General features: G+C 50.9%; 19 protein-coding genes. 2 read left to right on the forward strand and 17 right to left on the reverse strand.

Annotated elements, in window-relative coordinates:
* Positions 1 to 54 precede the first annotated feature (54 nt).
* The 14 genes from ACLHV9_RS20755 to ACLHV9_RS20820 all read right to left on the reverse strand — a co-directional run bounded on the left by ACLHV9_RS20755 (position 55) and on the right by ACLHV9_RS20820 (position 17,849).
* Entirely contained in the window at positions 55 to 774 is a 720-nt protein-coding gene (locus ACLHV9_RS20755; RefSeq protein ID WP_407221039.1) for an Imm52 family immunity protein, read from the reverse strand.
* A complete protein-coding gene (locus tag ACLHV9_RS20760) occupies positions 771 to 1,265 on the reverse strand; it encodes a Tox-REase-5 domain-containing protein (protein ID WP_256125021.1) in 495 nt (164 codons plus the stop codon). Before ACLHV9_RS20760 ends, ACLHV9_RS20755 begins: the two co-directional genes overlap by 4 nt.
* Before the next feature lie 26 nt (positions 1,266 to 1,291).
* Positions 1,292 to 2,377, reverse strand: coding sequence for an Imm72 family immunity protein (locus ACLHV9_RS20765; protein WP_108090437.1), 1,086 nt, complete (start codon positions 2,375 to 2,377; stop codon positions 1,292 to 1,294).
* Between the two features lie 5 nt (positions 2,378 to 2,382).
* Positions 2,383 to 3,924 (reverse strand): hypothetical protein, encoded by a 1,542-nt coding sequence (locus ACLHV9_RS20770; RefSeq protein ID WP_407221040.1) that lies wholly within the window; start codon positions 3,922 to 3,924, stop codon positions 2,383 to 2,385.
* Positions 3,921 to 6,473, reverse strand: a complete 2,553-nt coding sequence (locus ACLHV9_RS20775; RefSeq protein ID WP_176691081.1) for a type VI secretion system Vgr family protein — start codon at positions 6,471 to 6,473, stop codon at positions 3,921 to 3,923. The genes ACLHV9_RS20770 and ACLHV9_RS20775 overlap by 4 nt, the downstream gene beginning before the upstream one ends.
* An 11-nt stretch (positions 6,474 to 6,484) precedes the next feature.
* Positions 6,485 to 7,009 (reverse strand): type VI secretion system lipoprotein TssJ, encoded by a 525-nt coding sequence (gene tssJ, locus ACLHV9_RS20780; RefSeq protein WP_108090440.1) that lies wholly within the window; start codon positions 7,007 to 7,009, stop codon positions 6,485 to 6,487.
* Positions 7,010 to 7,040: 31 nt separating this feature from the next.
* Complete coding sequence (gene tssG / locus ACLHV9_RS20785) at positions 7,041 to 8,123, reverse strand: type VI secretion system baseplate subunit TssG (RefSeq protein ID WP_407221041.1); 1,083 nt, start codon at positions 8,121 to 8,123, stop codon at positions 7,041 to 7,043.
* Positions 8,087 to 9,856 carry a type VI secretion system baseplate subunit TssF gene (tssF, locus tag ACLHV9_RS20790; RefSeq protein ID WP_407221042.1) on the reverse strand — a complete coding sequence of 590 codons (1,770 nt, stop codon included), beginning with the start codon at positions 9,854 to 9,856 and terminating at the stop codon, positions 8,087 to 8,089. Before tssF ends, tssG begins: the two co-directional genes overlap by 37 nt.
* A 58-nt stretch (positions 9,857 to 9,914) precedes the next feature.
* Complete coding sequence (tssA, locus tag ACLHV9_RS20795) at positions 9,915 to 11,525, reverse strand: type VI secretion system protein TssA (RefSeq protein ID WP_407221043.1); 1,611 nt, start codon at positions 11,523 to 11,525, stop codon at positions 9,915 to 9,917.
* A gap of 1 nt (position 11,526) precedes the next feature.
* Positions 11,527 to 14,907, reverse strand: a complete 3,381-nt coding sequence (locus ACLHV9_RS20800; RefSeq protein ID WP_108090444.1) for an ImcF-related family protein — start codon at positions 14,905 to 14,907, stop codon at positions 11,527 to 11,529.
* On the reverse strand, positions 14,904 to 16,103 hold the full coding sequence (locus ACLHV9_RS20805; RefSeq protein WP_108090445.1) for a hypothetical protein: 1,200 nt from the start codon (positions 16,101 to 16,103) through the stop codon (positions 14,904 to 14,906). The genes ACLHV9_RS20800 and ACLHV9_RS20805 overlap by 4 nt, the downstream gene beginning before the upstream one ends.
* A gap of 2 nt (positions 16,104 to 16,105) precedes the next feature.
* Positions 16,106 to 16,369 (reverse strand): PAAR domain-containing protein, encoded by a 264-nt coding sequence (locus ACLHV9_RS20810; protein WP_032667052.1) that lies wholly within the window; start codon positions 16,367 to 16,369, stop codon positions 16,106 to 16,108.
* 183 nt (positions 16,370 to 16,552) lie between these two features.
* A complete protein-coding gene (locus ACLHV9_RS20815) occupies positions 16,553 to 17,230 on the reverse strand; it encodes a hypothetical protein (protein WP_108090446.1) in 678 nt (225 codons plus the stop codon).
* Positions 17,231 to 17,507: 277 nt separating this feature from the next.
* Positions 17,508 to 17,849 carry a hypothetical protein gene (locus ACLHV9_RS20820; protein WP_407221044.1) on the reverse strand — a complete coding sequence of 114 codons (342 nt, stop codon included), beginning with the start codon at positions 17,847 to 17,849 and terminating at the stop codon, positions 17,508 to 17,510.
* On the opposite strand from ACLHV9_RS20820, the gene ACLHV9_RS20825 reads away from it, so the two are divergent.
* Complete coding sequence (locus ACLHV9_RS20825; protein ID WP_407220155.1) at positions 17,848 to 18,828, forward strand: IS5-like element ISKpn26 family transposase; 981 nt, start codon at positions 17,848 to 17,850, stop codon at positions 18,826 to 18,828. The two genes, ACLHV9_RS20820 and ACLHV9_RS20825, sit on opposite strands and share 2 nt — an antisense overlap.
* Positions 18,810 to 19,043, forward strand: coding sequence for a hypothetical protein (locus ACLHV9_RS20830; protein ID WP_407221045.1), 234 nt, complete (start codon positions 18,810 to 18,812; stop codon positions 19,041 to 19,043). The genes ACLHV9_RS20825 and ACLHV9_RS20830 overlap by 19 nt, the downstream gene beginning before the upstream one ends.
* Positions 19,044 to 19,632: 589 nt before the next feature.
* On the opposite strand, the gene ACLHV9_RS20835 is transcribed toward ACLHV9_RS20830, so the two are convergent.
* From ACLHV9_RS20835 to ACLHV9_RS20845, 3 genes are read right to left on the reverse strand one after another with little or no spacing between them, the layout of a single operon-like run.
* Positions 19,633 to 20,466 (reverse strand): hypothetical protein, encoded by an 834-nt coding sequence (locus ACLHV9_RS20835; protein ID WP_108090448.1) that lies wholly within the window; start codon positions 20,464 to 20,466, stop codon positions 19,633 to 19,635.
* Between the two features lie 15 nt (positions 20,467 to 20,481).
* Positions 20,482 to 23,559, reverse strand: a complete 3,078-nt coding sequence (locus ACLHV9_RS20840; protein WP_407221046.1) for a glycoside hydrolase family protein — start codon at positions 23,557 to 23,559, stop codon at positions 20,482 to 20,484.
* Positions 23,560 to 23,574: 15 nt separating this feature from the next.
* A complete protein-coding gene (locus tag ACLHV9_RS20845) occupies positions 23,575 to 25,932 on the reverse strand; it encodes a type VI secretion system Vgr family protein (protein WP_028019680.1) in 2,358 nt (785 codons plus the stop codon).
* Positions 25,933 to 25,934: the final 2 nt, after the last annotated feature.

The following is a 25,934-nucleotide window of genomic DNA, read 5'->3' on the forward strand; positions in this document are numbered from 1 at the left end:
GGATTATCTGTTAACACTCTGATGGTTGTTTATTTTCTGGCTCATAATGAACCTTCAGAGCTCAGTAATGAGTGGCAATAATCCGAGATCAAGCAATCGAATTTCGAGATCATTGGCCTTACCAATATGTTCTTTATTTGAACCGTCAAAAATATCTTCAGTTGAGACAACGATAGTACCTTTTTGTTCTTCACCATCTATGACAGGAATAACTTTAGCCGCTTGAGGGAGCAAATGTGGTAGAACTATATGCGGAATATACAGCATCCATCCGACATAAATTCTATCCGGAAACACATTCTGGTCATTAAGCCAGTATCCCTTAGAATCTACCTTTATCCATGATTTACTTTGCCCTTTTGCCAACAAACACAAAGAATTTATCATGTCATCCGTTTTTTTTACACGCTGATCTAACTCAATAATGAGATTTGATTTTTTCGGATTATTAATAAATTTCATGAAGTGAGAGATTGAACACGACACTCCATCTGGCTTACCATTCCATATAGATTCATTGACTAACGGATGATTCTTTTTATAACGCCGTTCGAAAATATCGATAGCATTTAAACTAGGTTTCCCGTCATCGAATACAATGTATTTGGATGCTTCCTTTCTGGAATAACCTGTCAAATACCATATCTGTTCAACCCCTGTTAACAAATCAACGACTAAACTCCCTTTGTAAAATTCATTTAAACAGTCAGAAACCGATATGTCACTCTCTTTGGTACAATGCATATTTATTGAAATATTAAAAAAATCAGTCATAGCTGACACCTTACGATAATATCTTTGTAATCTTTGAATACCTTCCTGAAGTATTCACAACTCAGTGGTTGCATAAATATCCACATAACTTTCAATGGTTGGTTCACTGTCGCTACCGCCTGATGCCTGGATGCTTGGTTTACAGCGCTTACATCACCAGTCCACCATTTCTTTTTCTTACCATCAGCTCTAAAAAACTGATCATACCGAGCCTTCGCCTCCCAGAATTGGCAAAACATCTCCTTCCAGCCATCGAACGAAACACCACAGTATTTAAACTCCTGAACACGTGCCGTTAGCGTGCCGTTCATTTTCGGACGCGGTTTTTCCTCCGGACGGAAGCAGAACTGTTCGCTGTAGGACGTGCCCCATACCGACATATGCAGGCGGCTGTCGCGGGCGGCGCGGCAGGTTACACCCGTTATCAGCACACCTTCTTCAGGTCGTTCAGATTGTTGCCATCGGCTTCCAGCACCATGCCCGATGCTCAAGCATTCGAGCACCAATCAAGAAGCCACTATTCGTCGTCACTGTTTATCGGTTTAAACACGCTTCCACCGTCATCGCGGCTCAGAAGAGTCCATGTAGCCGGGATCAAAATAGCAGGACTCCATAATTCTCGTTGATACTGTGCAGCCTGCGGCATGACGGAGCCTGCCGCCACCTGAGCAAACTGCTGCTGCCCGCCAGCCAGCGTTGCCCAACGGCCACTATGAGGGCACGCTTCACCGCTCTTGCAGGTAATGCGTTTTCCCGGATCTTCTTCGAGGAAATATTCTGATTCGTCAGGAATGATGCCATCACAATAGCGGGTATCTTCCCAAATGAGACGCCATTCAACCTTGATTGATTTGATTTCAGCACTATCTATATCATCGATTAAGGGGGCCTTGCTTCCGCTGAGAAGATAGTTAAAGCACCCTTTGTTAGTAAACTCCCGCACACCAACAGGGATCACCTTCCATTTATAATCAAAACTTAAATACCCCGGTTCCCATATGCCATCGCACGGAACCATATCACCTGTTTTAATTATTTTTTTCCGTTCGTCAGGGACTGGAGGAAGTGTATTGGGGAAAATAGGTCGAGGCAATGAATAAAATTCTTTTTCATAAAAGGCATTACTAAATAAAAACCCGGCATTTGAGATCTGTGCATCCATATTTGATGACTCCCATACGAAACGTGCGCCGGCATATTCTTCTTTCAATCTTAGTTTGTTAATTTCCTCAACCTTAGGAGGATAAGCCCATATTTGATCCCAGCGTTCATGACATGGGCTGAAGAAAAATGACCTCACCAAATTAACAGGTCTATGAAGTTGATTTAAGTCCCCTTGTGTTCTCCAGACATGTCGATGACCAACCTTTAACTCTTCAAGTCCCTGGTCATACAACCTCAAAGCCTGGTATATATAGACCAGATTGTCCGGGTTTAATGCGTCAGGATCACTTTCTGGCCAGGTTTTTACCGCGTTTTCATAAGCATCGGCAAATATAGCCCAGGCATCTCTTTTTCTCTTCCAGAGGCTATAGCTACTAAGCCTTTTGAGCATCCAGAGAACCTTCCGGCGAGTGTCATCATCATTCATTGAATAAGTCATTCACATTAATCCTGTTCATTTTGAGAGGTCTGGTGCTCGATACGGGCTGCCCCAGTCAATGCGCGCCGTCCAGTTTTGCTTTGCAGTTCACTGTCGGATAGTTGACGCGTCTCAACGAGAGGGGGGGTGAATTTTTCAGGGTCACCAAAGCCGTATTTTCCATTAACATCTTTCCAGCCTGTCGGATGAAAATCCAGTTTAACCCCATTAATTTCTCGGGTCACTGCCTGCCCGCTAGCTTTGACTTCTTCGCCGATTATATGAATCTGCGCAGCCAAATCACCCAGATTGACTATCAACTGCTCACCACCACCTTCAAGATATTGATTTGCTAATTTAACGCCAAACTGTTCAGCGATCGTACCGTGCCAAGCTTTCACATCAGGCATTTTTGACGTCAAATCTTGTGGTAAATGTGCGATCACAATAAATCCATTGGCATTCCACTCATCCAAAACCGCTGCCTTTTTACGCCAGTCCTCCGCTGATTCCGGAATGTTCCCATACCCCCAAAATCCTGGCACCCTGCCCCCCGAAGAGGTTTCTCCGGCAACACCTTTCGCTTTGCCAAAGACCCGGTAAAGCGTTTTTCCGGCAAGTTCTTCTGCATTCATGGGAGTAATTTTGCCACTGAAAGACGCAATATTTGCATATGCCATTTTTCCACCAAACACAGCGCTTTCGACTTCAGTTGCAAATAAATCCGGATAGCCTGGTTTAGAATATTTTGCCCGAAGTTTATCGGCTTGTACTACTTCAGCGCTATTACTGGGATAAAGACTCCCCGGTTTTGCTGCCCGGTACACTTCCCGCTCCAGCAAATAGGCTTCCGCTTCACGGGCGACAGTCGCTCGACCTGATGCACTGGCTACTGTATGAATTTGTCCTTTATAGACCATTCCCTGAACTACACGCAGTTTTGCATCCAGCTCTCTCAGCGCACCCGGGATCATTTTTGCAGCCAGCGATTTCAGAACCACAAATCCATCCCGCACCGCAACCAAATCCTTCTTCCATCTGTCCGGCAGCAATCGACCAACCCGCGCTTCCAGTATTTGATTAATCGCCGTGATGACCGTCTGGCAAAAACCGGTCATCTTCTCAATAAGCTCTGGCTGATATTTCAGCACATTCAATTTAGCCAGCCATTTAACCGCATCACCTTCCCCCACACGGTTCAAAAATTTAATAATTTGTTCAAGAATTTCGCGATTCTTCGCCACGTCTTTGCCAACCATCAACACCAGTCGGCCAACGCCTTTGATAACGCCGCCAATCACCGGGATCAGCGCAAATATTAAAATTACCAGGAACACCCATTCCATGGTGCTTTCCCGTTTTCGAGAATCTTTCGCCAGGCCAATCGAGACGGCAATTAAATCACGTACCGCGGTCACATCACCAACCAGCGGAATCATCCCAATCACGGCATCTACAAGGATCTGACTGATACTTTGCTTTTCGTTAAAAGAACCCTGAAGGGTACCCCAAATCCATTGCCCAGTTTCCAGACTGGTTTCCTTAAACCACGCCAGACCTGAACTCATACCTCACCTCCGCTGTGTTTTGCTATCAGGGCATTAATATCGGACTCATTCAGGGATGTGCCGACAAACTGGTGGTTATCGGTGCTGTCTTTTCGTTGATATCCGCGAATATCCGGACCAAACTCAACATGTAACGGACCATCAGGTACGTCTTCCAGGTGCAGATATCCTGCACCGTCCAGATTCCCTTTTCGTACCGATCCATCTGCCAGAGTGGCGGTAAACGGTGCACCGACTACTGGCGCATCGTCGTGATAAAGATATTGCAGCAGTGCATCGGTTTTATTTTTCACCGGGTCAGCAAGCCATGGCATCTCGGGATCTACAACCGCAGGCCCCGTCGTCGTCGTCCGCTTAATCTTGCGCGTATACGTCGTGTCCGTGCCGTACTCTATCTTTCCGCCTTCGATTTTCAGGTAGCTGCCGCCACCAATCAGCGTCACCTTCTTCTTACCTGCAAACAGCATGTCGCTCGCCGATATCAGGCTCAGCTTCTGCTCTGCGGAGATGTGCATCGCACCGTTCTGCGCCTGTATCTGCACCGGGCCTTCGCTGGCGTTCAGGGTCAGCGAGCCTGTTCTTGCAAACAGGCCGACGCCTTCCCCGGCAAGAATCGCAGTATTTCCCATTGAGCCGCTGCTGATGTCTCCCCCGGCGTTGATGGCCACGTTCTGGCTGGCGGTCATCTGCGTATGTTCGCCGCTGGTGAAGGCCACACCCTGCGGACCGTGGAAGTGGATCATTTCATTCAGCGGTTTCAGGCGCTGGTCGAACATCGCTTTCTGACTCGCGATATCGGCTTCCAGTGCCTGCGCCTGGGCTGCTGCTGCGGCCAGGGCTTTCAGCTGCTGCTGGCAGATGTCGATTTCTTTCAGCGCCGCGTCCATGTCCAGCACTTCGCCAGCAGCTTTCTGCTGTCCGTCGGCGGTGATAAACAGGCCTTTTGCCACGCGGATAACACCGTGTTCATCGGTGCGCAGCTCAAAGCCTGCGCCCCGCTGTTTGTTCTGCTCATCAACGATATGGCCCTGATTAAGCTGCGTGGCGCCGTAAGGCGTGGTCAGCGCGATATGCTCCTGCCCGCGCTGGTCTTCCATTCGTAGTTCGTTATCTGCCGCCGTGCGCAGAATGTTCTGGCTGCGGTTGTCGCGGGTGACGATGTCCTGGTGTTCTGAATCGTGGAACGCATGGGCGATATACGGGCGGTCGATATCACCGTCGTCGTAGGCGATGCCCACTTCCGTGCCGTCAGTCAGCGGCGTGTGCCAGCCGTAAGTATCACCAGCGTACGGTTTCGCCTGGCGTATCCACAGATAGTGATAACCCGGCCCGGCATCTTCCCGGCTGAAGTCCATTTTCACCCGGTAGCGGCCCTGATTATCAAGATGGGCGTAGGTGTCATTCTTCTCGCGGCTCTCAACACGTGCCGTGAGCGTGCCGTTCATCTTCGGACGCGGTTTTTCCACCGGACGGAAGCAGAACTGTTCGCTGTAGGGCATGCCCCACACCGATACATGCAGGCGGCTGTCACGCGCAGCGCTGTATGTGGTGAGGGTTATCAGCACACCTTCTTTCAGGTCGTTCAGATTGTTGTCGTCGGCTTCCAGCACCATGCCCGGCATCAGCCCGGCGGCGTTGCTGAACAGGTGCAACCGGACCGATTTATTCAGCTCGCGCTCATGGTGGATACGCGCGTAAAACGCCCCGCTTTCGACTTCTGGCTCAGAGGTACCGTCATCACCGGCTTCCAGGAACGGTGTCGCATAGCGGTAATGTTCCCCAGTCGTCGTGGCGTTGTTCCGGACGGTGACGGCGGAGTCCATCGGCGTGGTCGCCGTGCGGTAGTTGTAATCGCGGGTGCGGACCAGCCCGGTCACGGTGTTGTGCCAGGTGCGCAGCCCCCATACGGATTCGGCGGCACCGTCATACAGCGCGGACGGCTCCTGATAAGGCAGATGTTCACCAAACTGGCAGAACTGCTGGCTGTCGGCAAAGGTCACCGTATCCAACCCGGTGACATCGTTGACGCCGGTACGGAACCAGATGCCGACTTCAGAAAGAATGCGCTGGATAAACTGCAGGTCGGTTTCCCGCCACTGGGTTATGAGCTCGCGCTGCGGATAGCTCTTCTCCAGGCGAAACTCAAAGTCCGCCCCTTCCAGACCGTGCGCACGCAGCACCTGCTCCACCAGCTCCGGCACGGAGAGGTTCTGGTACACCGCACAGCGGCGGGTATGCGAGAGCAGTGCCAGGCGTGAAGATATCGTCACGCTGTAGTGCGTCTGGTCGTCGGTCGTACCCAGCCACTCAAAGCCCGTAATCACGCCGTGCACTTCCCGTCCGCTGAGCATGCGCAGCGTGGCGTACTTCAGCAGTACATCTTCTGCTGCCACATCGCTTTGCAGCGAGGTGAACGCAATGCGCCATTCAGACGGGGCGCTCAGCGCTTCGCGTCCGTGGAAGTTCAGCACATCCGGTTTGACCCGGCTGTCGTTTATCTCCAGCGTGTAGCGGGTCTGTCCGTCGAACAGCGCCAGCCAGTTATCCATCGCCATTGTTGTCACTCCTTAACAGGCACCAGCGTCAGGAAGCCATTGCCAAGCTCGATGTTGCGTGGCTTGTCCGGGTCAAGATCGTCGCGGCTTAACACCAGCCGCCAGGTATTATTTTTCATATCCGGGCGGTTGAACAATCCAATAACCGCGACGTACTGCGCCTCTTCATCCATCGGCATATTGAGCATCACGCTGCCTTTAGGCATCACCAGCAGGGATTTACTCGCCACGATGTCTTCTTTCAGCACGGTGTCGGCATCACGCAACAGCTTCTGGTAATCGGTGGCATCCACCTTCTGACGGTCTTTAAGCTGATAGACGCGTACCATGGTCGACAGCGGCGTCTGCGCTTCATCAGCATTGGCGGCAGAGCGCGGTTCAAAGTCGAGATGAAGCACCTTAATCTTTTTGTAGAATATGGCTTTGGTCATGCTGACCGCACCATCGGAAACTGTCTGGGTCAGGCCGCAACCGGCCAGCAAACCGCAGAGCGCGAGCAGAGCAATCTGTCGCAGGGGAACGGATGTCATTCAGAGGTTCCTTTCAGAATAAACAGCAGAATTAATCAAAGCGGTAACCGCCGTCCTGGGCAGGAAGTAGCGGTTTGCAGTCCAGCCCTTCATAGCAGCCCAGGCTGACGGTAAGGTGGCTGCGGCCAGTACTGAGAGCTCCGCCTTTTAGCCCCAGAATGCCGGTACGGCCCAGTTGAATACGGCGTTTTTGCCCAAGACGAGGATCAGGTAACACACTCACCGGAACCGTCAAACGCAGGCGTACATCCGAGCGGTAGCCGAGATACACACGCAGCAGCACCAGCAAATCTGTATGCAGTTGACCACCGGGCAGCCAGCCTTCGGCCTCTTCAGGATTATTGGTCGAAAGTATCAACAGGATCCGACTACAGGCTTCTTTCCCGGTTTTGCCAAGCGTGGCGCGCTGTGACAGGGCTATCCGGTTTCCTTTCCCCAGGCCGCTGCGCTGTGCCACCTGCACTTTCACCGGATCCGGGCTGATGATGGTCGCGGTAGTCTCCGGGGCCAGTAGCCCTACGAGCTGTCGAATGCCCTCGGCGTTACGGGTCGGCAGGCGCATCGCACCGAGCAAGGCCAGAAAGCGAGAAACGGGTGTGGCAACGTGTTCCGCCGTGCCGGGGATCCCGAGGCCCACCAGCCCTAACAGGCATCGTGAGGTGTCGTCGGTCCCCCCCATTTCAAACGTCGCCGGGTAAGCGTATTTACGCCAGATACGGTAATACTGAGTGGTAATTCGGTGGCTGAAGATATCTAGAAACGCCGTGGTCGCTTCATACCCCTCGCGGCGCTGGGCAATGTCGTCCAGATACGCCGTCGGCAGGGGTGAATCTACGCCATACATCCCGAGGAACGTGGTGCGCACCGTGGGCGGCAGTTCCGGGTGGTCTTCGTCGGTTTCAACGGTTCGCAGTTCACTGGCCGGAAAACCCATCCCCGGCCAGGGACGGAAGCGCACCGGATCGGCGGTTGGTTTTTCAGCGGTACCCAGCAGGGGTGCGTCAGGATTTTCCTGTTCCAGCAACTGGCAGTAACGGTAAAAGTTAACCCGCCAGATATCCTTGCCAAGCAGCTCTGTCAGCCCGGTACGTGCTGGCTGTGATTCTCTGTCCATCTCAGTCGTTTCCCTGTCGGTTGCAGTACCAGCGTAAGCTGATTGAAGAGGTGTACATCGGCATACAGCGCAAAGAAGCGATGCAGCATTTCGCCAAAGAGATTCACATCGCCCTCTCCGGCAAAGTTGTCGGCATTAAGGGTGACTTCAATCTCCACACCGCGCAGCATGTAGCCACGCTCAAAGCGGCGTACCAGCGTGTGTTTCACCGCCACGATGGCTTCCAGGCGGCGGCGGTTCATCTCGTCGTCGGTCCAGTCGTACAGCGCCAGCGTACCGCGCAGCACTTCCGGGTTATCCATCATGCTTAAGAAACTCGAGCCCAGATGGCTCATCACCCGCCAGTGGAAACGGTCATTCGCGGGCGGATAGAGCGGCAGGCTTGGCGCAATCAGGTTCAGAACCTTTACCGGAATCTTCCCTGCTTTCACGACCCGGTCGAGCAGCGTACTTTCCAGCGCCTTACGGGGCATCTGCCCGTTGGTGCCGGTGATGCGCATGGAGAGTGATTCTGGCTTATCTGCCAGTTGTTCAATTTCAAACGAACGCCCACCGAGAATCAGCCAGGTGTCGTACAGACCAGACGGGCCGCGCTTCACTCGCGTGTGGAAGTAACGTTCCGGCGCATCGTGACGCATCATGCCGCCGCGATGACGGAAGCTGGTGAACGGTACATACGGATGCTTACCGTTTTTCACCGCGCCGTGAATGTTATCGACGCTGTAGATTTCAGTGTGCCCGTCCTGCACGCGCATCGGGCGCAGCAGGTATTCGTTTTCCAGCGGGTCGATGGTCAGCGGATCCGCTTCCAGTGTGAAAAGATTTATCACCGGTGAGCAGTGCAGGCGGAAGTTTTCAGTTTCGAACGGCATATCGGATTGCCAGCCGCCGTTGAGCACGATGTCGATTTCAAACCAGGTGGTGTCCCGATTCAGCCCGGTCATCTCCAGCCCACGTAGATCCACGAACATAAACTTCTGTCGAAAGCTGAAATACTCCAGCAGCAGCTGATAGCCGCTGAATGCCGAGTCGCCTTTCGGCCACAGACGCTCATTGTCTTCAAAGCCCATCGGCTTGCACCAGCCATCAAAGCAGATGCGTTCAGTGCGGGTTGCCGCATGGCGGACATACATTGCGTGCACCCGGCGAGTCAGCGCCAGATGCAGGGCCGACGCTACCGGGCTTTCGGCATCAAGATAAAGGGCGACTTTATCAATGCCACTTTTCGCCCAATCCACTTTGCTGCTGCATTCAAAACGCAGACGAATCGCCGCGCGCCCGTCAGGCTCTGTCTGCAAACGCGCATCAGCCAGATGAATGGGTTGCAGGGTGATGTCGCGAGTGGTGCGGTACTGACAAACGGTTTTGTCCGGCCCGACCGGACGCGACAGTACCGAAAAACCTTCAGGCAGCACTTCGGCCTGCTTCAGCTGTTGCCATTCCGGGTCGAAGACCACTACGGAGAGTGACGGAATGGTGCGCATATAGTGTGGCCAGAGCAGGCTGACCAGCCCTTCGGTCAGTTCCGGCAAGTCATCGTCGAGCTTTTCGCGCAGACGCCCCATCAGGAAGGCAAACCCTTCAAACAGGCGCTCGACGTACGGGTCGCGGGCACCGGTTTTATCCAGATTGAGCATGGCAGCACGATCGGGGTGGGCGCGGGCAAATTCTTTACCGGCTTCGCGCAGATAGCGCATCTCTGCTTCGTAATAGCGCAGGGTTAAATCATCCATGCACGGGTTTCCTGAGTATCGTGGTAGTCAAAAAAAGTGGAAATCAGATGTGGCCTTATCAGCCACACAGCACCATTGCCCGGGCGGGGTCAATGGCAATCAGGCCAGCCAACAGCTCGTCCATTTCAGGGGCGAGGCGGGTTTTGTCGCTTTCGCTGCGGCCTGCTTTGAGGCGAAGTAATTTCAGGCGGCGGGCCTGCACTTCAAACAGCAACGCAGGTTCCCAGTCATTGAGCGTCAGTTGTGGTGCGCTGCTGGTGAGTTCGCCAAGCAGATGGAGCGCTATTTCATTGCGCCCGAACTGCTCTGCAACGCGGGCCATGAGCAGACGCAGTAACCAGCGGTTGCGGGAGGACTCCATACCCGGACGACTCTGAAGCCAGCCAAGCGCCGCCTCCGGGCCATCGCTGTCACCCTTTTCCATCGCCTCCGCTTCCAGCGCGAGAATGTCATCCGTTTGCTCTCCTCCGGCAAACGCGGCAGGTTCATTACCAAATCCCGGCATGTCGTCATTCACTTTTTCGGCAATCCAGGTCAGCGTCACTTCATCGGCAAACGGCGTGCCGTCGCTCCACGAGAGCTGCTCAAGGCCATGCAGGCGGCCCAGCAGCAGCTTCAGGTCGCTGAGGATGTAATCCGCCCAGCCATCCCAGGGCTGTCCGGCGCGGGTCAGCCCCTGCCAAAGGTACCACTGCAAATCGAGCCAGAAACGGTTGCCGCCTTCACAGAACATCGTACTCGCCTGCTCCACCAGCTCCGTCCAACTCTGCTGTAGATACAATCTTTTAAGCTGCGCGCGGTAATCCGGTTTTGGCGGTGAAAGACGCGTGCGGCCGCTGGCATCCAGCGCCGGGATCTGACCCACCGTATCCCAGCGAACCGCTTTCATCAGCCGGTGCGACGCCAGCCAGCCGTCCTGCTGATTGGCCAGCCAGCGGGAGAGCACCTTTGACTGGCTGAAAAATTCACCTTCTGACTTCACAACAATATCCGGGGCTGACGACCTGACGGTTGAAACAGGTGTACTTTCTGCCGTACCGGTGCCCTGTGGCGTTAAGCCATCCAGCCCACCGGAGCCTGCCAGACGGATTTCCAGCGCACGGGATAAACCGTCGAGAGAAGGACGATCGCTCTCCGGCCAGCGTTCCAGCAGCGTTTCCAGCAGGCAGAGAACCGCTGCCGTCTGTGAGGTCTGTTCGCGGGTAGCATCTGGCCAAAGAGAAAGCGTGTCCTGTATCTTCGTGCTATTCAGCCACTCCAGCGCAGACTTGCGTGCATTCGGGCGACGCGGATGACAATTCTCACCGTAGCGGCTCAGCACTGCAGCCAGCAGCTGTAGCCCTTCACATAACCCTGATTCCCCCTCCAACTGCAGACGGGCGAAGATATACCAGGTGACAACCCTTAAATCCCGGGCGGTATAACAGAGGATCTTTTCAGCCAGCTGATTCAGTTTTTCTGAATCCGTTCCAGAGAGCTTGTTGATTTCCTCGCGCATTAGCTGGAAATCGTCGTCATAGGCTGGGTCTTCCCCTGCCCCATCGCCGTCCGTTAACGGCTTAAGCCAGTTATCCCATTGTGTCAGGCTGCCCTGTTGACGGGCGAGCAGCGCGGACTGCTGCGCGTCATCAGGCACGCACAGTGCCAGCAGTGCTTTTGCAGTTGCCATCTTATTCCCCCTCCGTGGATGCAAAGGTGTTATTCACAGCATCGGCGCTGACCGAGAAAATCGATGCCGGCAGGCTGAACCCCTGTAGCTTCAGCAGCGCCAGCGGGCCATCGCCCAGCTCGCTACGCATAATAAATTTCAGCGGATTGCCGTCCTGTGTGATCCATACCAGCTGGGTTCGGCTGCTGTCGAGCGGGGTGATCAGCGCTTTATCCAGCAGACGGATAAAGCCCCAGTTACCCTGGTTGTGTTCGTACAGACGCATTCCTGCGGTATTGCTGCGCCAGCTCAGGTCGACGCCCGGATAATAGGTATTCCCTGGCCAGGTGAAGCTCTGCCAGCTTTCCATCTGGTTGAAGTAATCCAGATTCTGCCCGTCCAGCGCCAGTTGGATACGTGCAACATCTCGTGAAGGACGCGCCATCAGTTCAAAATGCACGCCTGCATCACCCTGCGCAAAGACAATATCGGAGATATCCGCCAGTTGGTTGATCGCCGCCAGGAATGCTGGGTTGACGGTCACCCCCTGACTTGCGGAAGGATCGACCACCCAGTGGCTGCCTTCCTGATGCAGGATCCCGCCAAGGTTCGTTTTGAGGAATGCCGCGATACGCCCGGAATCACCACGCAGGAACTGCGCCAAAAGAGGAAGTGAAGCATCACTTCCCGTAGCCTTAAACGGATAGCGCCCGGCAAATGCCGTATTCCACTGCGAGACGATAGTGCTCTGCCAGCGGGCATTGAGACTGCCTGCCGCCGGGGCCAGCACTTGACGCCAGGCCAGCTCAAGAGGCTGCACAAACAGTGCCTGGCCAAAACCGTTCCACTCTTGTCCAAGGCTTGCTGCCACCAGGCTGCCGTAATCGCGGGTGTCGGTCAGGTCAATCGCTTTACCCTGGAACACGGTCTGGGCCAGCATCTGAGCCATCGCCTGCGGATCCGGCGCACTGGTCACCTGTTGCAGCTTGAGGCGCACCTGCGTCACACGCGCCAGCCAGGACTGAAAGCTCAGGTTGCCGTTACTGCCCGTGCCGTCTTTCCCGACCATCAGGCCATTGAGCGGGCCAAACACACCGTCCAGCGGACCTTTTGGCCCCTGAGCCTGTTCAATAAACTGCTGTGCGTTCTTTTTACGGCCCACCAGCTTCTTCGCCGAATCGACAATTGAATCCGCCAGTGCTTCACCCTTGGCTCCCGTCTGCCCCTGCCAGGCCAGCGTGTTCATCAGCGCCACCAGCGGTGACTGACGCACATCCGCCAGCAGGTTGAGCTGGGCAATCGCTTCAGACAGCGATTCCGCCTCGTGCCACTGAATACTGTTCGCCAGGTTCAACCAGGCATTACCGAAATCAGTAAAGTAACGCTCGGTCAGGCGCTGCTTCAGCGCTTCCGGCGAGATATCGCTACCAGCCTGATGAGTCTTATCCGTTAGCACCCAGTCGATTTCTGCGCGGCGGGTTTTCACCACTTCATCAATAGCAGTTTCAACCTGCTCTTCCCACGCCTGGCGGGTGAACATCCCCGGCACCACTTCTTCGCTACTGAACAGCGTTGAGGCATTGGTATCACCGGTCATATCTGCCAGGGTTAAATCCGGCCAGTTACGGGCGATGCGCTGCAGCATTTCCTGATACAAACCAGACTCCGCATTACGTTGGCCAATCTGCTTAAGCAAAATCTGTCGCACGGTCCCCACCAGTTCGGCATCCGGTTTGATTGCCCACTCGGGATGAGACGGCAGATTCTGAGCATAGAAGCCAAGCAGTTTTGGAGCCTGGGTTTGCCAGGCGCTGTCGGTTACGCCCGCACGCGTCGGCCAGGCTTTCAGCATGTTTGCAGCCAGCCAGGGACCATCCGCTTTATCGGGGCGCGCCAGCATCAGGTAGCCCTTGAGCAGGTTATAGGTTTTTTGGGTGGCGGCAGTACGCGCATCACTGGCAGGAGGCAGTTGCACGAAGGCGTCCAGCTGGCGGTGGAGCTCATCGGCCAACGCATCACGCATCAGCCCCTGATTATTGCGGGCATACAGGGGCCAGAGTGAATTCAACGTTTCACGGTCCTGATTCAGGCCAAACGTTGTGTACCATGGCGCGCCGTGGGCTTCCCGATCCTGCAAACGGGCGATGGCCTGTTGCAGAACCAGCTGGTTGCGCAGACGTTCTGTCAGCGGCTGGCGGGTATCGGCAGCAACACGCGCCGTTTCCTGCGCCTGATAAATCTGCGCCCGATTAACCACCAGTGAAAGCAGCGTTCCCGCGCCCCACAGCAGAACCAGCGCCAGCAACACCAATCGCAGAACTCGCGGCCAGTGGAAGCCGATTTTACGGGCATGAACATGGAGACAATCATCTTCCAGCGCCTGCCATGCAGGCGGACTTAAGCGTGCATTCGGCAGCGTGGGAGTCGCCACCTGAGCAGGGCTGAACATCACCCCACGCAGACGATAAGGTGCCGGGCCTGTCATCAGGCTGGTCAGCAGCGGCGTTAACTGCTGTTTGAGAGGCCCGCTCAGCTGATCGGAGAGTTGTAGCAGCCAGTCGTGTCGGGTATCACTCAGCAGCACGGGCATGCCCGCATCGCGTAAACGGGAAGAAAGCGTGGTCAGTGATTCAACCGCCGCATCCGGTGCAGCCCCCGGTCCGAACAATGAGCCAGTCGCCGGAACGCCCTCGCCTTCCTGGCTCCAGGCTTCTTCACGGATAAACCACAGCCAGACCGGAGCCTGCCAGCCAAACAGCGAATCCCCTTTCTGGCGGCTGCGAACGAGCGTATCTAGCGCGGCAGCATCCGGAAGCTGGGCACAATCCATCACCTGCACAATACCGTCCACCGGGCGCTGAGGACGAATCTCATACAGCACATCAACAAATTCAGGTTCGGGCGTGGCTTTTGCCTGGCCCGCATGGATCAGGACAATGCCGTTGTTTTCCTGCCAGTGGTCACGCTTAAGGCCCGGTACCACTTTCTCGATATGATCATCTGTGCCCTGCACCAACACTAAGCGGACTTTGAATTTCCAGCGGCGGCCGTAGCGCAGGCGGAGGTGATCGATGAGCTCTGCACTATTGAAAAAACCTTTCCCACTTGGATCCTGGAGAATCAAAGGCATCTGACACTCGGCAGACTTTCTCTTATTTTCCTCAAAAGCCGCCCTGACACCTGTTTTTCCTGCACGCTCAAACAATCGTTCAACCACCCAACCAATAAGTCCAATCATGAGGATTGAAACCAGGCTCCATATCAGTAACTGGGTGCTATCGAGCGGACCGATCCCAGTCCAGTGCACCATTTTTTCTGGCCAGGCCATGAACAGATACACAAAAATGGCGATGAAAAAAATAAGGGTGAGTACGATGCTCCCAATAAGTGTTTTTACTTTCACAATGTGTCCTGTCGTATCCCTGTGTTATCTCCGGGTGTAACACCGGCAATCCAGATGTCATTTGTATCAGTTTCTACAGCGATTATTTGTGCCGCTCCTGAGCGGGCAACAAGTGAGGATATGGTCACCGCAAGCCAGGGAGCAGAAACACCGCAATAACCGATGAAATCGTCTATGTTTTTATGTTCTTCAGCCATATTGAGAGATAATTTGTTTTCTTCACACGCAGAATGCCACTCTCCCCCCTGCGAGAAATTCAATCCAGTCCCCCAACTTCCCTTAACCTCTTCAGGTGATAATTGGCTCCAGATCAGTGCCCGTGAGAGTGTTTTTGTCAGAGAATCATTTTTGTATTTTTCAGGCCTGCGTAATTGCACGGCCTCAGGAATGCCAGGATGCTTTCGGTTCAACATTAATGCTAACGTTATTGCCTCGCCTTCACCTTCTCCGGGGGCTTGACGAATCTCCGCGCTGAGCGACAAAACCAGTGATGGTTTGCGCCAGGCATTATCGAGCCAGTTGTCGAGCGCTTCAAACCCATTGCCCTCGAGTAAAACGAAAGAACGCCCGGTCTCTGACTGAATAATCTCTGAAGCGATTTGCAATGCATCAGGGATCCCCGGGGTATTAAAGTCAGCTATCAGTAGACAAATAATGTCTGATGGGATTTTTGCGAGTACAGGCTCAATTTGTGTAATAAGTGTTTTTATGGCTTCGCTGAACTTAGTTGATTGCAGCTCTTCAAATCCCGACAATTTCGAGTGTCGGACCTGAGCCCCTTCTCTTGTTTTTTGTACTTGAATAATTGGAGAAGAGGATTGTATTGCAGAAAGTATCTTATCTGTTCTGCTTCCTGACTGCGTTATAACACCTGAAGCAATAAGCCATGCAGAACGTTGCCCCCGCAAAATCTCTTCATTCCATAGCGCATTGCGATTAGCATTCCAGGACTCAGCCCAGACCTGATCTGTTTTGTATGCAATGCGACGCAGGCCAAAAAAGATCCCCCACAAACAGAAAGGAACACCCAGCGCGGTAAACCAGAAAACAAGCCCCTCTTTCGTGCCGGTCCAAAATAAAAATGACAGCAGACAGCCAACAACCAGCAGAAATACAAATAATCCTGACCATTTTCGTGTATCAGGGCGATGGACTTTAGGGACTACCGCAGGGACTTCATCCAGAAACACCGGCATATTTATGCTACCTTACCCGCCGGAAATGAGCTGATCAGCGTACAGCCACATCCACATTTATGGCCATGGAACGCAACAGGAACCCCCTGATCAAGATAGTTTGGATTGCCCTCAATGATTGTCGTCGGCCCATGCCCCTCTTTTGGGCATGAAACCTTATCCCCTTTACGAGCAACCCCAATCCCACCAAACTTCATCGTCCCAGATCCTGTTAACACTGCGCCACCATGGGTGGTTTTATCACCAATACGAACGATTGCTAACATAGCTATATATCCCTAAATTGCATCTGTGATTTTATTTAAGAAATAAAGGTCATTAACTCACTGTTTTATCCAGTCAAGGCGCTTTAACCCATTACTTAAACATCGGCAAACTCCTTCACCAACTTATCAGCTTAACTAACTACCCATACATTAAAAGCATAATCTTTCGCAAAGAATTGACAACTACAATATATCCACAAAATTAATCCACGCGGTAATAATTTTTGCTTTTGACTTATATTTAATCTTTAACATTGAGCTTTCGTAATCAAGTATTTCTACAACATCCCCTTTTATCAAATAGGGCTTATTTCGCTTTTGTTTTTTATTTTCATCGTATAAAAATGCCTTATCATTTCCGATTAACGTTTTAACACTACCATCAAGAGTTAAATTATCAGATGCAAGCAACTTATCAGCATCCGCGTTAGATAAGGTCACCTTTTCTGTAACGCTCTGTTTAGAACAGAGCGTTAATACAGCTACAACTTGCTGTTGTTCAGCAGAAGGCAAGGTAATCCTTTTACAAGCCGAAAGTAAACGTGGGATTTCTCCAGATGAAAATTTGAAGATGTACGCATCCTTAGGATAGTCCATTAATAAAGACACCGCATCGGTAGACACTGCATCCAGAAACAAATTACTTCCTTCTATGTCGGATGTAATAATTGTATTGTTATCATATTCTTTACCTTGGGCATTAGTATATTTTACATTGTAACCATCATTGTTTTTTTCTACGACCCACACACTTCCGTCATTATTTTTAACTTCATTGGCAATAATGACATTTCTCGCATGCACTGCAACTGACAAAAAAATTGACGCTATAGCTATAGAGTAGCTTTTATGGATATTCATTAATCACCGCCATTATAATAATGGATATCATTAGGTGCAGGGTAGCGCGATACCTTTATAACCGGATAATTTTCACCTGAAACGCATTACTGATAATATCCACATAATTATTTATAGTTAAATTTTTACGACCATTGATTATCACCAATTAGTAAAATTAACAAAACACCTATTTCCTATTTATACTACTTGCTACATTTATACAGAACCCATCCAATCACTCGAAGCCTATGGATAGTCAAAGCCGTTATTCCTAATAACAGCATCATAGGCATCATCAATACTGTGTATCGACTACTACATCTAACTTAGTTCCTGTGCTGATTTTATCGAAAGAGTAGTTAGTGGTTTCGGAATCCATTACAACTGATATACTTAGCTTGTTTTTATTAATCCATTTATAGACAACAGAACCACCGTTGATTTTATAGCTATCATTGCTGGAGGATAGATTATTTTTTAAATTATCGGATACGGCTTTATTAAACCCAATAAACATCTGATAAGCGGAACTGACATCTAAGTTATTAAACTTACAAGTATACTTAGGGAAGGTGCGAACAAGTTCCTGATATGAGATCATCATATTCATCCGGAGCGCATCCCAGAGGGACATCATGAGCCATCAACTCACCTTCGCCGATAGTGAATTCAGCACTAAGCGCCGTCAGACCCGAAAAGAGATTTTCCTCTCCCGCATGGAGCAGATTCTGCCATGGCAGAATATGACCGCTGTCATCGAGCCGTTTTATCCCAAGGCGGGCAATGGCCGACGGCCCTATCCGCTGGAGACCATGCTGCGTATTCACTGCATGCAGCATTGGTACAACCTGAGCGACGGTGCCATGGAAGATGCCCTGTACGAAATCGCCTCCATGCGCCTGTTTGCCCGATTATCCCTGGATAGCGCCCTGCCGGATCGCACCACCATCATGAATTTCCGCCACCTGCTCGAGCAGCATCAACTGGCCCGTCAATTGTTCAAGACCATCAATCGCTGGCTGGCCGAAGCAGGCGTCATGATGACCCAAGGCACTTTGGTGGATGCCACCATCATTGAGGCACCCAACTCTACCAAGAACAAAGAGCAGCAACGCGATCCGGAGATGCATCAGACCAAGAAAGGCAATCAGTGGCACTTTGGCATGAAGGCCCACATTGGTGTCGATGCCAAGAGTGGCCTGACCCACAGCCTGGTCACCACCGCGGCCAACGAGCATGACCTCAATCAGCTGGGTAATCTGCTTCATGGAGAGGAGCAATTTGTCTCAGCCGATGCCGGCTACCAGGGAGCGCCACAGCGCGAGGAGCTGGCCGAGGTGGATGTGGACTGGCTGATCGCCGAGCGTCCCGGCAAGGTAAAAACCTTGAAGCAGCATCCGCGCAAGAACAAAACGGCCATCAACATCGAATACATGAAAGCCAGCATCCGTGCCAGGGTGGAGCACCCGTTTCGCATCATCAAGCGGCAGTTCGGCTTCGTGAAAGCCAGATACAAGGGGCTGCTGAAAAACGATAACCAACTGGCGATGTTATTCACCCTGGCCAACCTGTTTCGGGTGGACCAAATGATACGTCAGTGGGAGAGATCTCAGTAAAAACCGGAAATAACGCCAGAAATGGTGGAAAAAATAGCCTAAATAGGCTGATTCGATGTGTTTGCGGGAAAAAAATCGGCCCAGATCCGCGAAATTTTAATCAGCGAGTCAGCTTGGGAAGAAATGACCTGCTTATTCGCACCTTCCTTAGATGTACCATCAAATTGTCGATTAGGGTTTTCATTATGGCAATATTCCCTCCAATCACTCTTTGAATGTGAATCATTATTTTGAGGTGTAATTACATCACTATGCTTATAAAACAAAACATAGTTCTGTTCGGTAACAAACAGGTTATTCCCTGCCTTTACGATTTCATCATAAGGTGCTGGACACTCTTTGCCTGGAAACAATGATGTGAATTCATAAACATTCTCCGGAAGTTGAAGGTTTTCATGTTTGAACAATGCGCTATAAAGATTCAATGTCTTAGTCGACATAAAATATGAAATCGCACTTTTCTTCAGCTTGACATAATCAGTTGAACATACGCTTTTGTTTTCTAAGAAATCATTAGTTATTATTAACTTCTTATCCTCAATGCTCAAAATAGACTTACTGTAGATCATATTAAGATGTTTTATGACATCGGTATCATGCTTACCAAAAAGATCATTTCCTGATACCTTATCAAACACCCATTGAGTTCCTTTTGTATCGTCATCTGAGTGTGCCATACCTGATAGCAATGATACCAATAAGAAAGTCAGATTCGCTCTATTATACATCCGCCTCCCCTCACGATATTAATAAGACACTCATAGCCAAATCTCATGCATTCTATTGCAGCTATCTACACCTGGATTAATCAGGAATATTTTTTGTCACGACAAGACATCCATTACTACCTTCGCTGAAAGAAATTTCCGTCACTCCCCCAGGAAAAGATTGGGTGACAATAAGTTTTTTAGCACTGTTCCATTTATAAGAGACGGCATCACAATTATTATCACATTGAGAAGTAAAATCATGATTCAGATTCAAGCTAGCTGATAAATTTTTTCTTTCTTCTCCTGACAGGCTATTCCTATATTTAGAATAAGCGTCTAACAATGTCATTTTTTTATACATACACTCTTCAATTGTTCCATCGCCATAAACCTGTTCAATCGTCTGCTGCTTCTGCACACAATTAATATTAGTATCTTTATGCTCTGCATTATTTTGAGTGTAAATGACAGCTCTGTTTTTAAGAATCATTACTAATGAATCATTAATTTTAATAAAATATGAAAAAGGATAGTCACAGCTAGATACACCATTCTTTGAAGTAAACAGAGTAATCCCATCATTCACATCTAAATTGTATTTAGAAAAGAACTCTTTATATAATTCAACAGTTTTTTGGCCATGCCAATAATTCAAAGGTTTTTTTTCTAACTTATTATATTCAAATTCGCAAACATTTCTAATAATGACACTTTTATTGTCAATTATAATTTCTTTTCCTCTGAACACATTATCTATAGAGTCTTTTGTTATATAAACCCCATTTGGATCAATCGGGGTCGATATAATATAATGCTTCCATTCTATTTTTTGTTGTTCCGGTGACACAGAATTTATAGCATTGTTTGATTGAGCCTCTGCAACAATGGAGAAGGCACTTAAAAAAACAACAAATAAAACTTTAATCATCACTAATCCTTACAATCAATGTGCTGAGTCATAAATACCATTCAAAAACATATTATTCTCTGACACTCTCCTTTTTGCAAGGCCAGGGTCACCACCATTAGTGATATCTAAAAATTCATTAGCTGCTTCTTCATATTTTTCAGAGTTAACAAGCCTCAATAAGTTTGGAGCCCCATTTGCAGCAAAGAAAAACTCGCCACAGTTAAATAGCAAGCTAACGAGTGCATCGAATTCATATTGGAACAATTTCACGCCAACATCTCTCTTTACACCATTTTCGAACCTAATCAAATCCAAATAAAAATATCTATCAGCATCAGACGCAGTAATCCCTCGTTCAAACTCTGTAGGTAAGGATATATTTTCACATCGTTGAGTCTCAATTAAATGTCCATATCCGATTGTGCAATTACCCTCTGTGTCGTTATAGGCACTTAGGCGCAATGCTTCCCATGACTTTATAAATACCTTTCCTGCTTCAGATGTACGAAGCTGAGATATATCCATACGTTCAGATGGTTCAGACTGGTGAGTTCCTTCTCCGAAGATATTATCATACCCTTCATTCAATATACTAATTGGGTCAATTAGATCTTTACGCCTTAAAAAAGGTAGGATAGATCTATCAGTCAAAGGTGCTCTGATATTATACGCAACATCACCTGTATATACTTCAAAATGAAGCATATATACCACTGTGCCATCAACTTTCACTGTTGGCAACCCAGTTCTGGTACTGATAAGCTTACCAGTATTGCCAATGACATCCCCTTTACTAATATTCTGCCCAACACTTACCTTAATGCTCGATGGATCTAACTCGCCATACCTGACTATAAACTTTCGTCCATTAACAGTTTCATGGAGAATGGTAACCTCATTTGTTGCATCATAGAAAAAACCTGAACCAAGCACTTTTCCGTCACAAACAGCTACGACAGCCTCATAAGGATTAGTATACAAGTCTCTCGCAGCATGCTTTCTGGTACCACCAGAACGATTTCGTCCAAAGATTGCCTGAGATGCATTGTTGTCACTTAATGATGCAGCCCAGTAATATCTATTCCAAACACCTTCGATATCATTTTTAGGTTTAACTTTCAAAGGAAAAATGATGTCCTTACTCTTATTCTGAGATATTGCGGATAAAAACGCAATCGGATGCATATGCCACAGCTCACCTGCCATCCCGGAGACCGGTTTCATCCACTTCATCTTCTCGATAAAGCTTTCCGTATAGGTTTTCCATATGGCCATTGACGGATCGGCGGTTAGCGTATCCAGATATGTTTTCCAGTAGACATCGTCCTTTCCGTAATACCATTCGCTGGGGTGCCTGACAATAATACGGTAGAGATGATCACGATAAGACGGGTTGTGCACTGCCTGCAGATACTCTTCTTCCGAGTATTGCCCGTCATTATTGGTGTCGATCTGCTTCAGAAGGCGGCTGTAATTATACTGGTTCATCGCCCGGCTACTGTCCGTTTCATTTTGGGCAGCCTGATAAAGCTGTTCAAGGACCCCTTTTACAACGTTATCAGGGTGATGGATACCGTCTATCAGATCGAAGCTCTCTGGCGCTTTATCCAGAGTAACAAACCCCAGTGAAGCGAGGTCAAACTGCGCCACTTTTTTCACGCTGCTGGCAGCCATCCAGCCACCTTCTGGCCTCACCTGGTAATACGCTGCCTGGGTATTATCCGTCAGCGCCTTACCATCAGCATCTACGCCCGGGACTCTTGAACGGATCAATATGCCAGGTGCACGGCTCTTACGCTCAGTGCTCACCATGTTACCCGACGCATCCGGCATAAATAATGCGGCCCCTTCGGCATAGCTCAGGTATGCAGGATTGTCTTCCCCGGCTTTATCGGGGTTGGTCAGGAAGACCGGGAGATTATTGTCCGGGCTCAGGCACTCAATGTGCACCTGATAACGCGAGCGTTTACCACTTTCTTCCGGCAATTCATAAAAGCCAAGATGACCAATACTGTCTCCGGCACTTATTGCCACAGGCGTTTCAGGGACCACGACTTCGCCGTATTTTGCCGCCCCCTGTGACCGGGCTCCTTCTGCTATCAGATTGTCATTGTCCGAAACAACCCAGACCCGATCGCCTTTTTTCAGCTCCCCATTATCTCTGTCCAGGATTACAAGGCTGAAAATACGATTATCAGTTAAGCGGGTAAATGAGGCGCTGCCAGGATCAACCATGACAGGAAAATCTTTCGGCAGTTTGCAGCGTTTTGTTCCTGTACTGACATCCTCCGTGCTGAAGTAGGCTTTCAGTGCCGTGCCGGTTTTATACCCCTGCTCATTACCGGTTCCTGCATGATAAGCTGGCGAACATTTTTTCCACCAGGAAGGAGGTGTAGCCTTGCCGGAAAGAGGTTTTAACCAGCCTCTGTCTGACACTGTCCAGACTTTCTCACCCGCCGACAGTGGGCCGGAATCATTGACGAGCGTCACCTCACAGAACTGACGGTGATGGTGCACCGAATGTGTTGAGGTCATTACCTTGTCACTCAGTTTCACCTGAGTTCCCGCAGGCAGCGAACCCGTCCCTGTCCCCGTATTCACCTGCGCCGGGGAGGTGTAATAAGACTGGCCTTTTGCTGTCTCCCGGAGGTTTGCATCTGTCTGACCGTAAGCAGAGACGGGTGCCAGATTCATATAAAGCGTATGGAATGTCAGCCCGCCGGACGTATTTTCTCCTGGCTGAATGTAATGTCTAACCAGTACAAATGAGGTTGAGAAATAAAGCTTATCTCCGCGCCATGCAATGAAGTCGTAATCCTCACAGACGCGGTACGCAACAATTTCGCCATCTGCCATACACCCTACGGCCTGTTCCCCGACATACGGCTGATTAACATAGCCAAGCTCAGAAGGGTTGCTTCCGGTCAGTGCGCACCACGGGGCAGTGGCATCCGTAATATGAATACCGCCATGCCACATTCCCTGGCTGCCAATAAGATAAAGACCAGTGCTCTCGCGATCCAGCAGACTCAATAATTCTTCCGAATTTCCGAATACCTTACCTTGTCCATTAGAAGGTATCGGGAAGCTTATTTTTGGTATTGAAGCCATCGTTTTTCCTCCCTGCTATTCACTGGCCCACTTGGCTGAATTTTTTCCAGTCACACTGATATCGGTTTTTTTGAAGTCAGGGGTGTCAACGGGAAGTGTGTTCCCCGTCCCAGGCACAAGATAATTTGACGCTCTGGTTACGAAATCCCCGTTAGTCCCATGCTCAATCCCACTTTCGCTCAGCTTGAGGTAAGACCCTCCGCCGTTCAGCGTCAGGGTTTTCGGGGTGCTGATGGTGATTTCATCCTGGCTGCTGGTGATCGTGAACTGCTGGTCGGCGCTCATTTCCAGCGTGCTGTGCTGGGCACGCACTTCAACGTTGCCCAGGTTGGCGATGACCTTCGCCCCGGCCTTATGGGCAAACAGCCCCAGAGACTGCTCAGCGCTCACCGTGACATTTTTCATGGCCCCGATATCGACATGCTGGCCTGCGGTGACCATGGTGTTTTTTGCGCTGGTCAGCTGCAGATGCTCGCCGGAGGTCAGGGCCACCCCCTGCGGGGCGGAGGCCAGCACCACAGCCGACTGTAAATCTTTCAGGCGGCTCTGGTGCAGGTTGGTCTGCGTCTGAATATCGCAGGTCAGCGCTTTTGCCTGTTCGGCTGCGCCGTTCAGCGCCTGCATTTCGCTGTTGGCCTGGGTAATCTGACTGACTGCCGGGTTCATCTCCAGCACCTGCCCCTGGCCTTTGGTCTGGGCATCCGCTGTCAGATAAATACCACGGGCGGCACGCACGGCACCAAATTCATCCGTGCGCAGTTCAAAGCCAGTACCGCGCTGTTCACGCCGGGCATCGACCAGGTGGCCGATATTGAGCTGAGTTTTACCAAACTCCGTCGCGAGCTTAATGTGCTCTTCCTGGCGCTTGTCTTCCAGGCGGAGTTTGTTGTTTGCAGGCGTTCGCAGAACGTTGCGCGTGTGGTTATCGTCGGTGACGTGATCCGGATGTTCAGAATCGTGCTGGGCATGGGCGATATACGGGCGATCGGGATCGCCCGCGTCGAACATCACCGAGACTTCGGTACCGTCCAGCAATGGTGCGTGGAAACCGTAGTTGTCGCCGGCATACGGCTTCGCCATACGCAGCCACAGATAGGCATAGCCCTGCTCACTGCTGCTGCGGTCAAAGTCGAGCTTCGTGCGGTAGCGGCCCTGATTGTCCAGCCAGGCATAGGTATCGCCTTTCTCGGTACTTTCCACACGCGCGGGCAACGTTCCGGCGATCACCGGGCGGTTATGCAGCGGCGGGCGGTAGCACACGGCTTCGCTGTAAGGGAGCCCGGTAAAGGTCATCTGAAAACTTTTTTTGCGCGACCCGCTGCTCTGCACACCCGTAATGACGATACCGTCTTTCAGGCTGGCTGGCAGTGAGCCCTGCGGCTCAAGTACTTCACCCGGTGCCAGCACCGGGCTGGTCGTTTTCCCTGTGACCGCCTGCTGCGCATTCAGAATACGTTCATGACGCAGACGGGCATAATACGCCCCGCTTTCCGGGGTGTCGGTATCCCCTTCACTCAGGAAAGGCTCGGCGTAGTGATATACCTCCCCCGTGGTGATGCCATCCGCCGTGCTGACAGACGCGGAACTGTCCTGCGGCGTCAGCGCTTCGCGGTAGTTGTAGTCGCGGTTGGCAACGCTTTCAGACACCACCAGATGCCCGGTTTTGATATCCCAGACGCTGAGCTGACCGTTATCACTGGTGCGTGACGGCTGGATCAGCGGCAGGGTGACGCCAAACTGATACTGCTCCTGGCTGTCCTGGAAAATCACCACATCCTGTTCAAGGCGGCCGTCCATTTCAAAGCGCCAGAAAATCCCGACTTCTGCCAGCAGGCGCTGCACGAACTCAAGGTCGGTTTCGCGCCACTGGGTGATCAGCTCGCGTGCCGGATAGGCCTGCGACAGACGGAATTCGAAATCAGCCCCTTCCAGCCCGTGGGAACGCAGGATCTGCTCCACGACTTCCACAACGGACTGATTGAGGTAAATCTCGCTGCGTTTTGTGTGCTGTAACAGCGCGATGCGCGGCACGATTTTCAGCGTGTAGTAAGTTTCATCCGCCGAAGTCGAAAGACGCTGGAATGTCTCAACCACGCCATAGACTGTACGCACAGGCGTGGCAGGCAGACCGTTATACAACGGAACCTGAAACGTGAACGACGCTGGTTTAAGCAACATGCTGTCGCTGGCAATATCGCCAGCGGTGCAGGTCACTTTAACGGTGTAGTGCCACGGTTCGCTGAGCTTCTCCTCCGCTTTGAAATTGAAGACATCCAGAAAGTGCGGGCACTCGTGAACGTTCAGCTTGTAGCGGGACATCCCCAGAAGTTCGTCGATTTTTTCCTTTGCCAGGGTAATCACTGAATCATTCATGG

The sequence above is a fragment of the Enterobacter sp. CPE_E890 genome (assembly GCF_046521475.1).
GTDB classification, from domain to species: Bacteria; Pseudomonadota; Gammaproteobacteria; order Enterobacterales; family Enterobacteriaceae; genus Enterobacter; species Enterobacter adelaidei.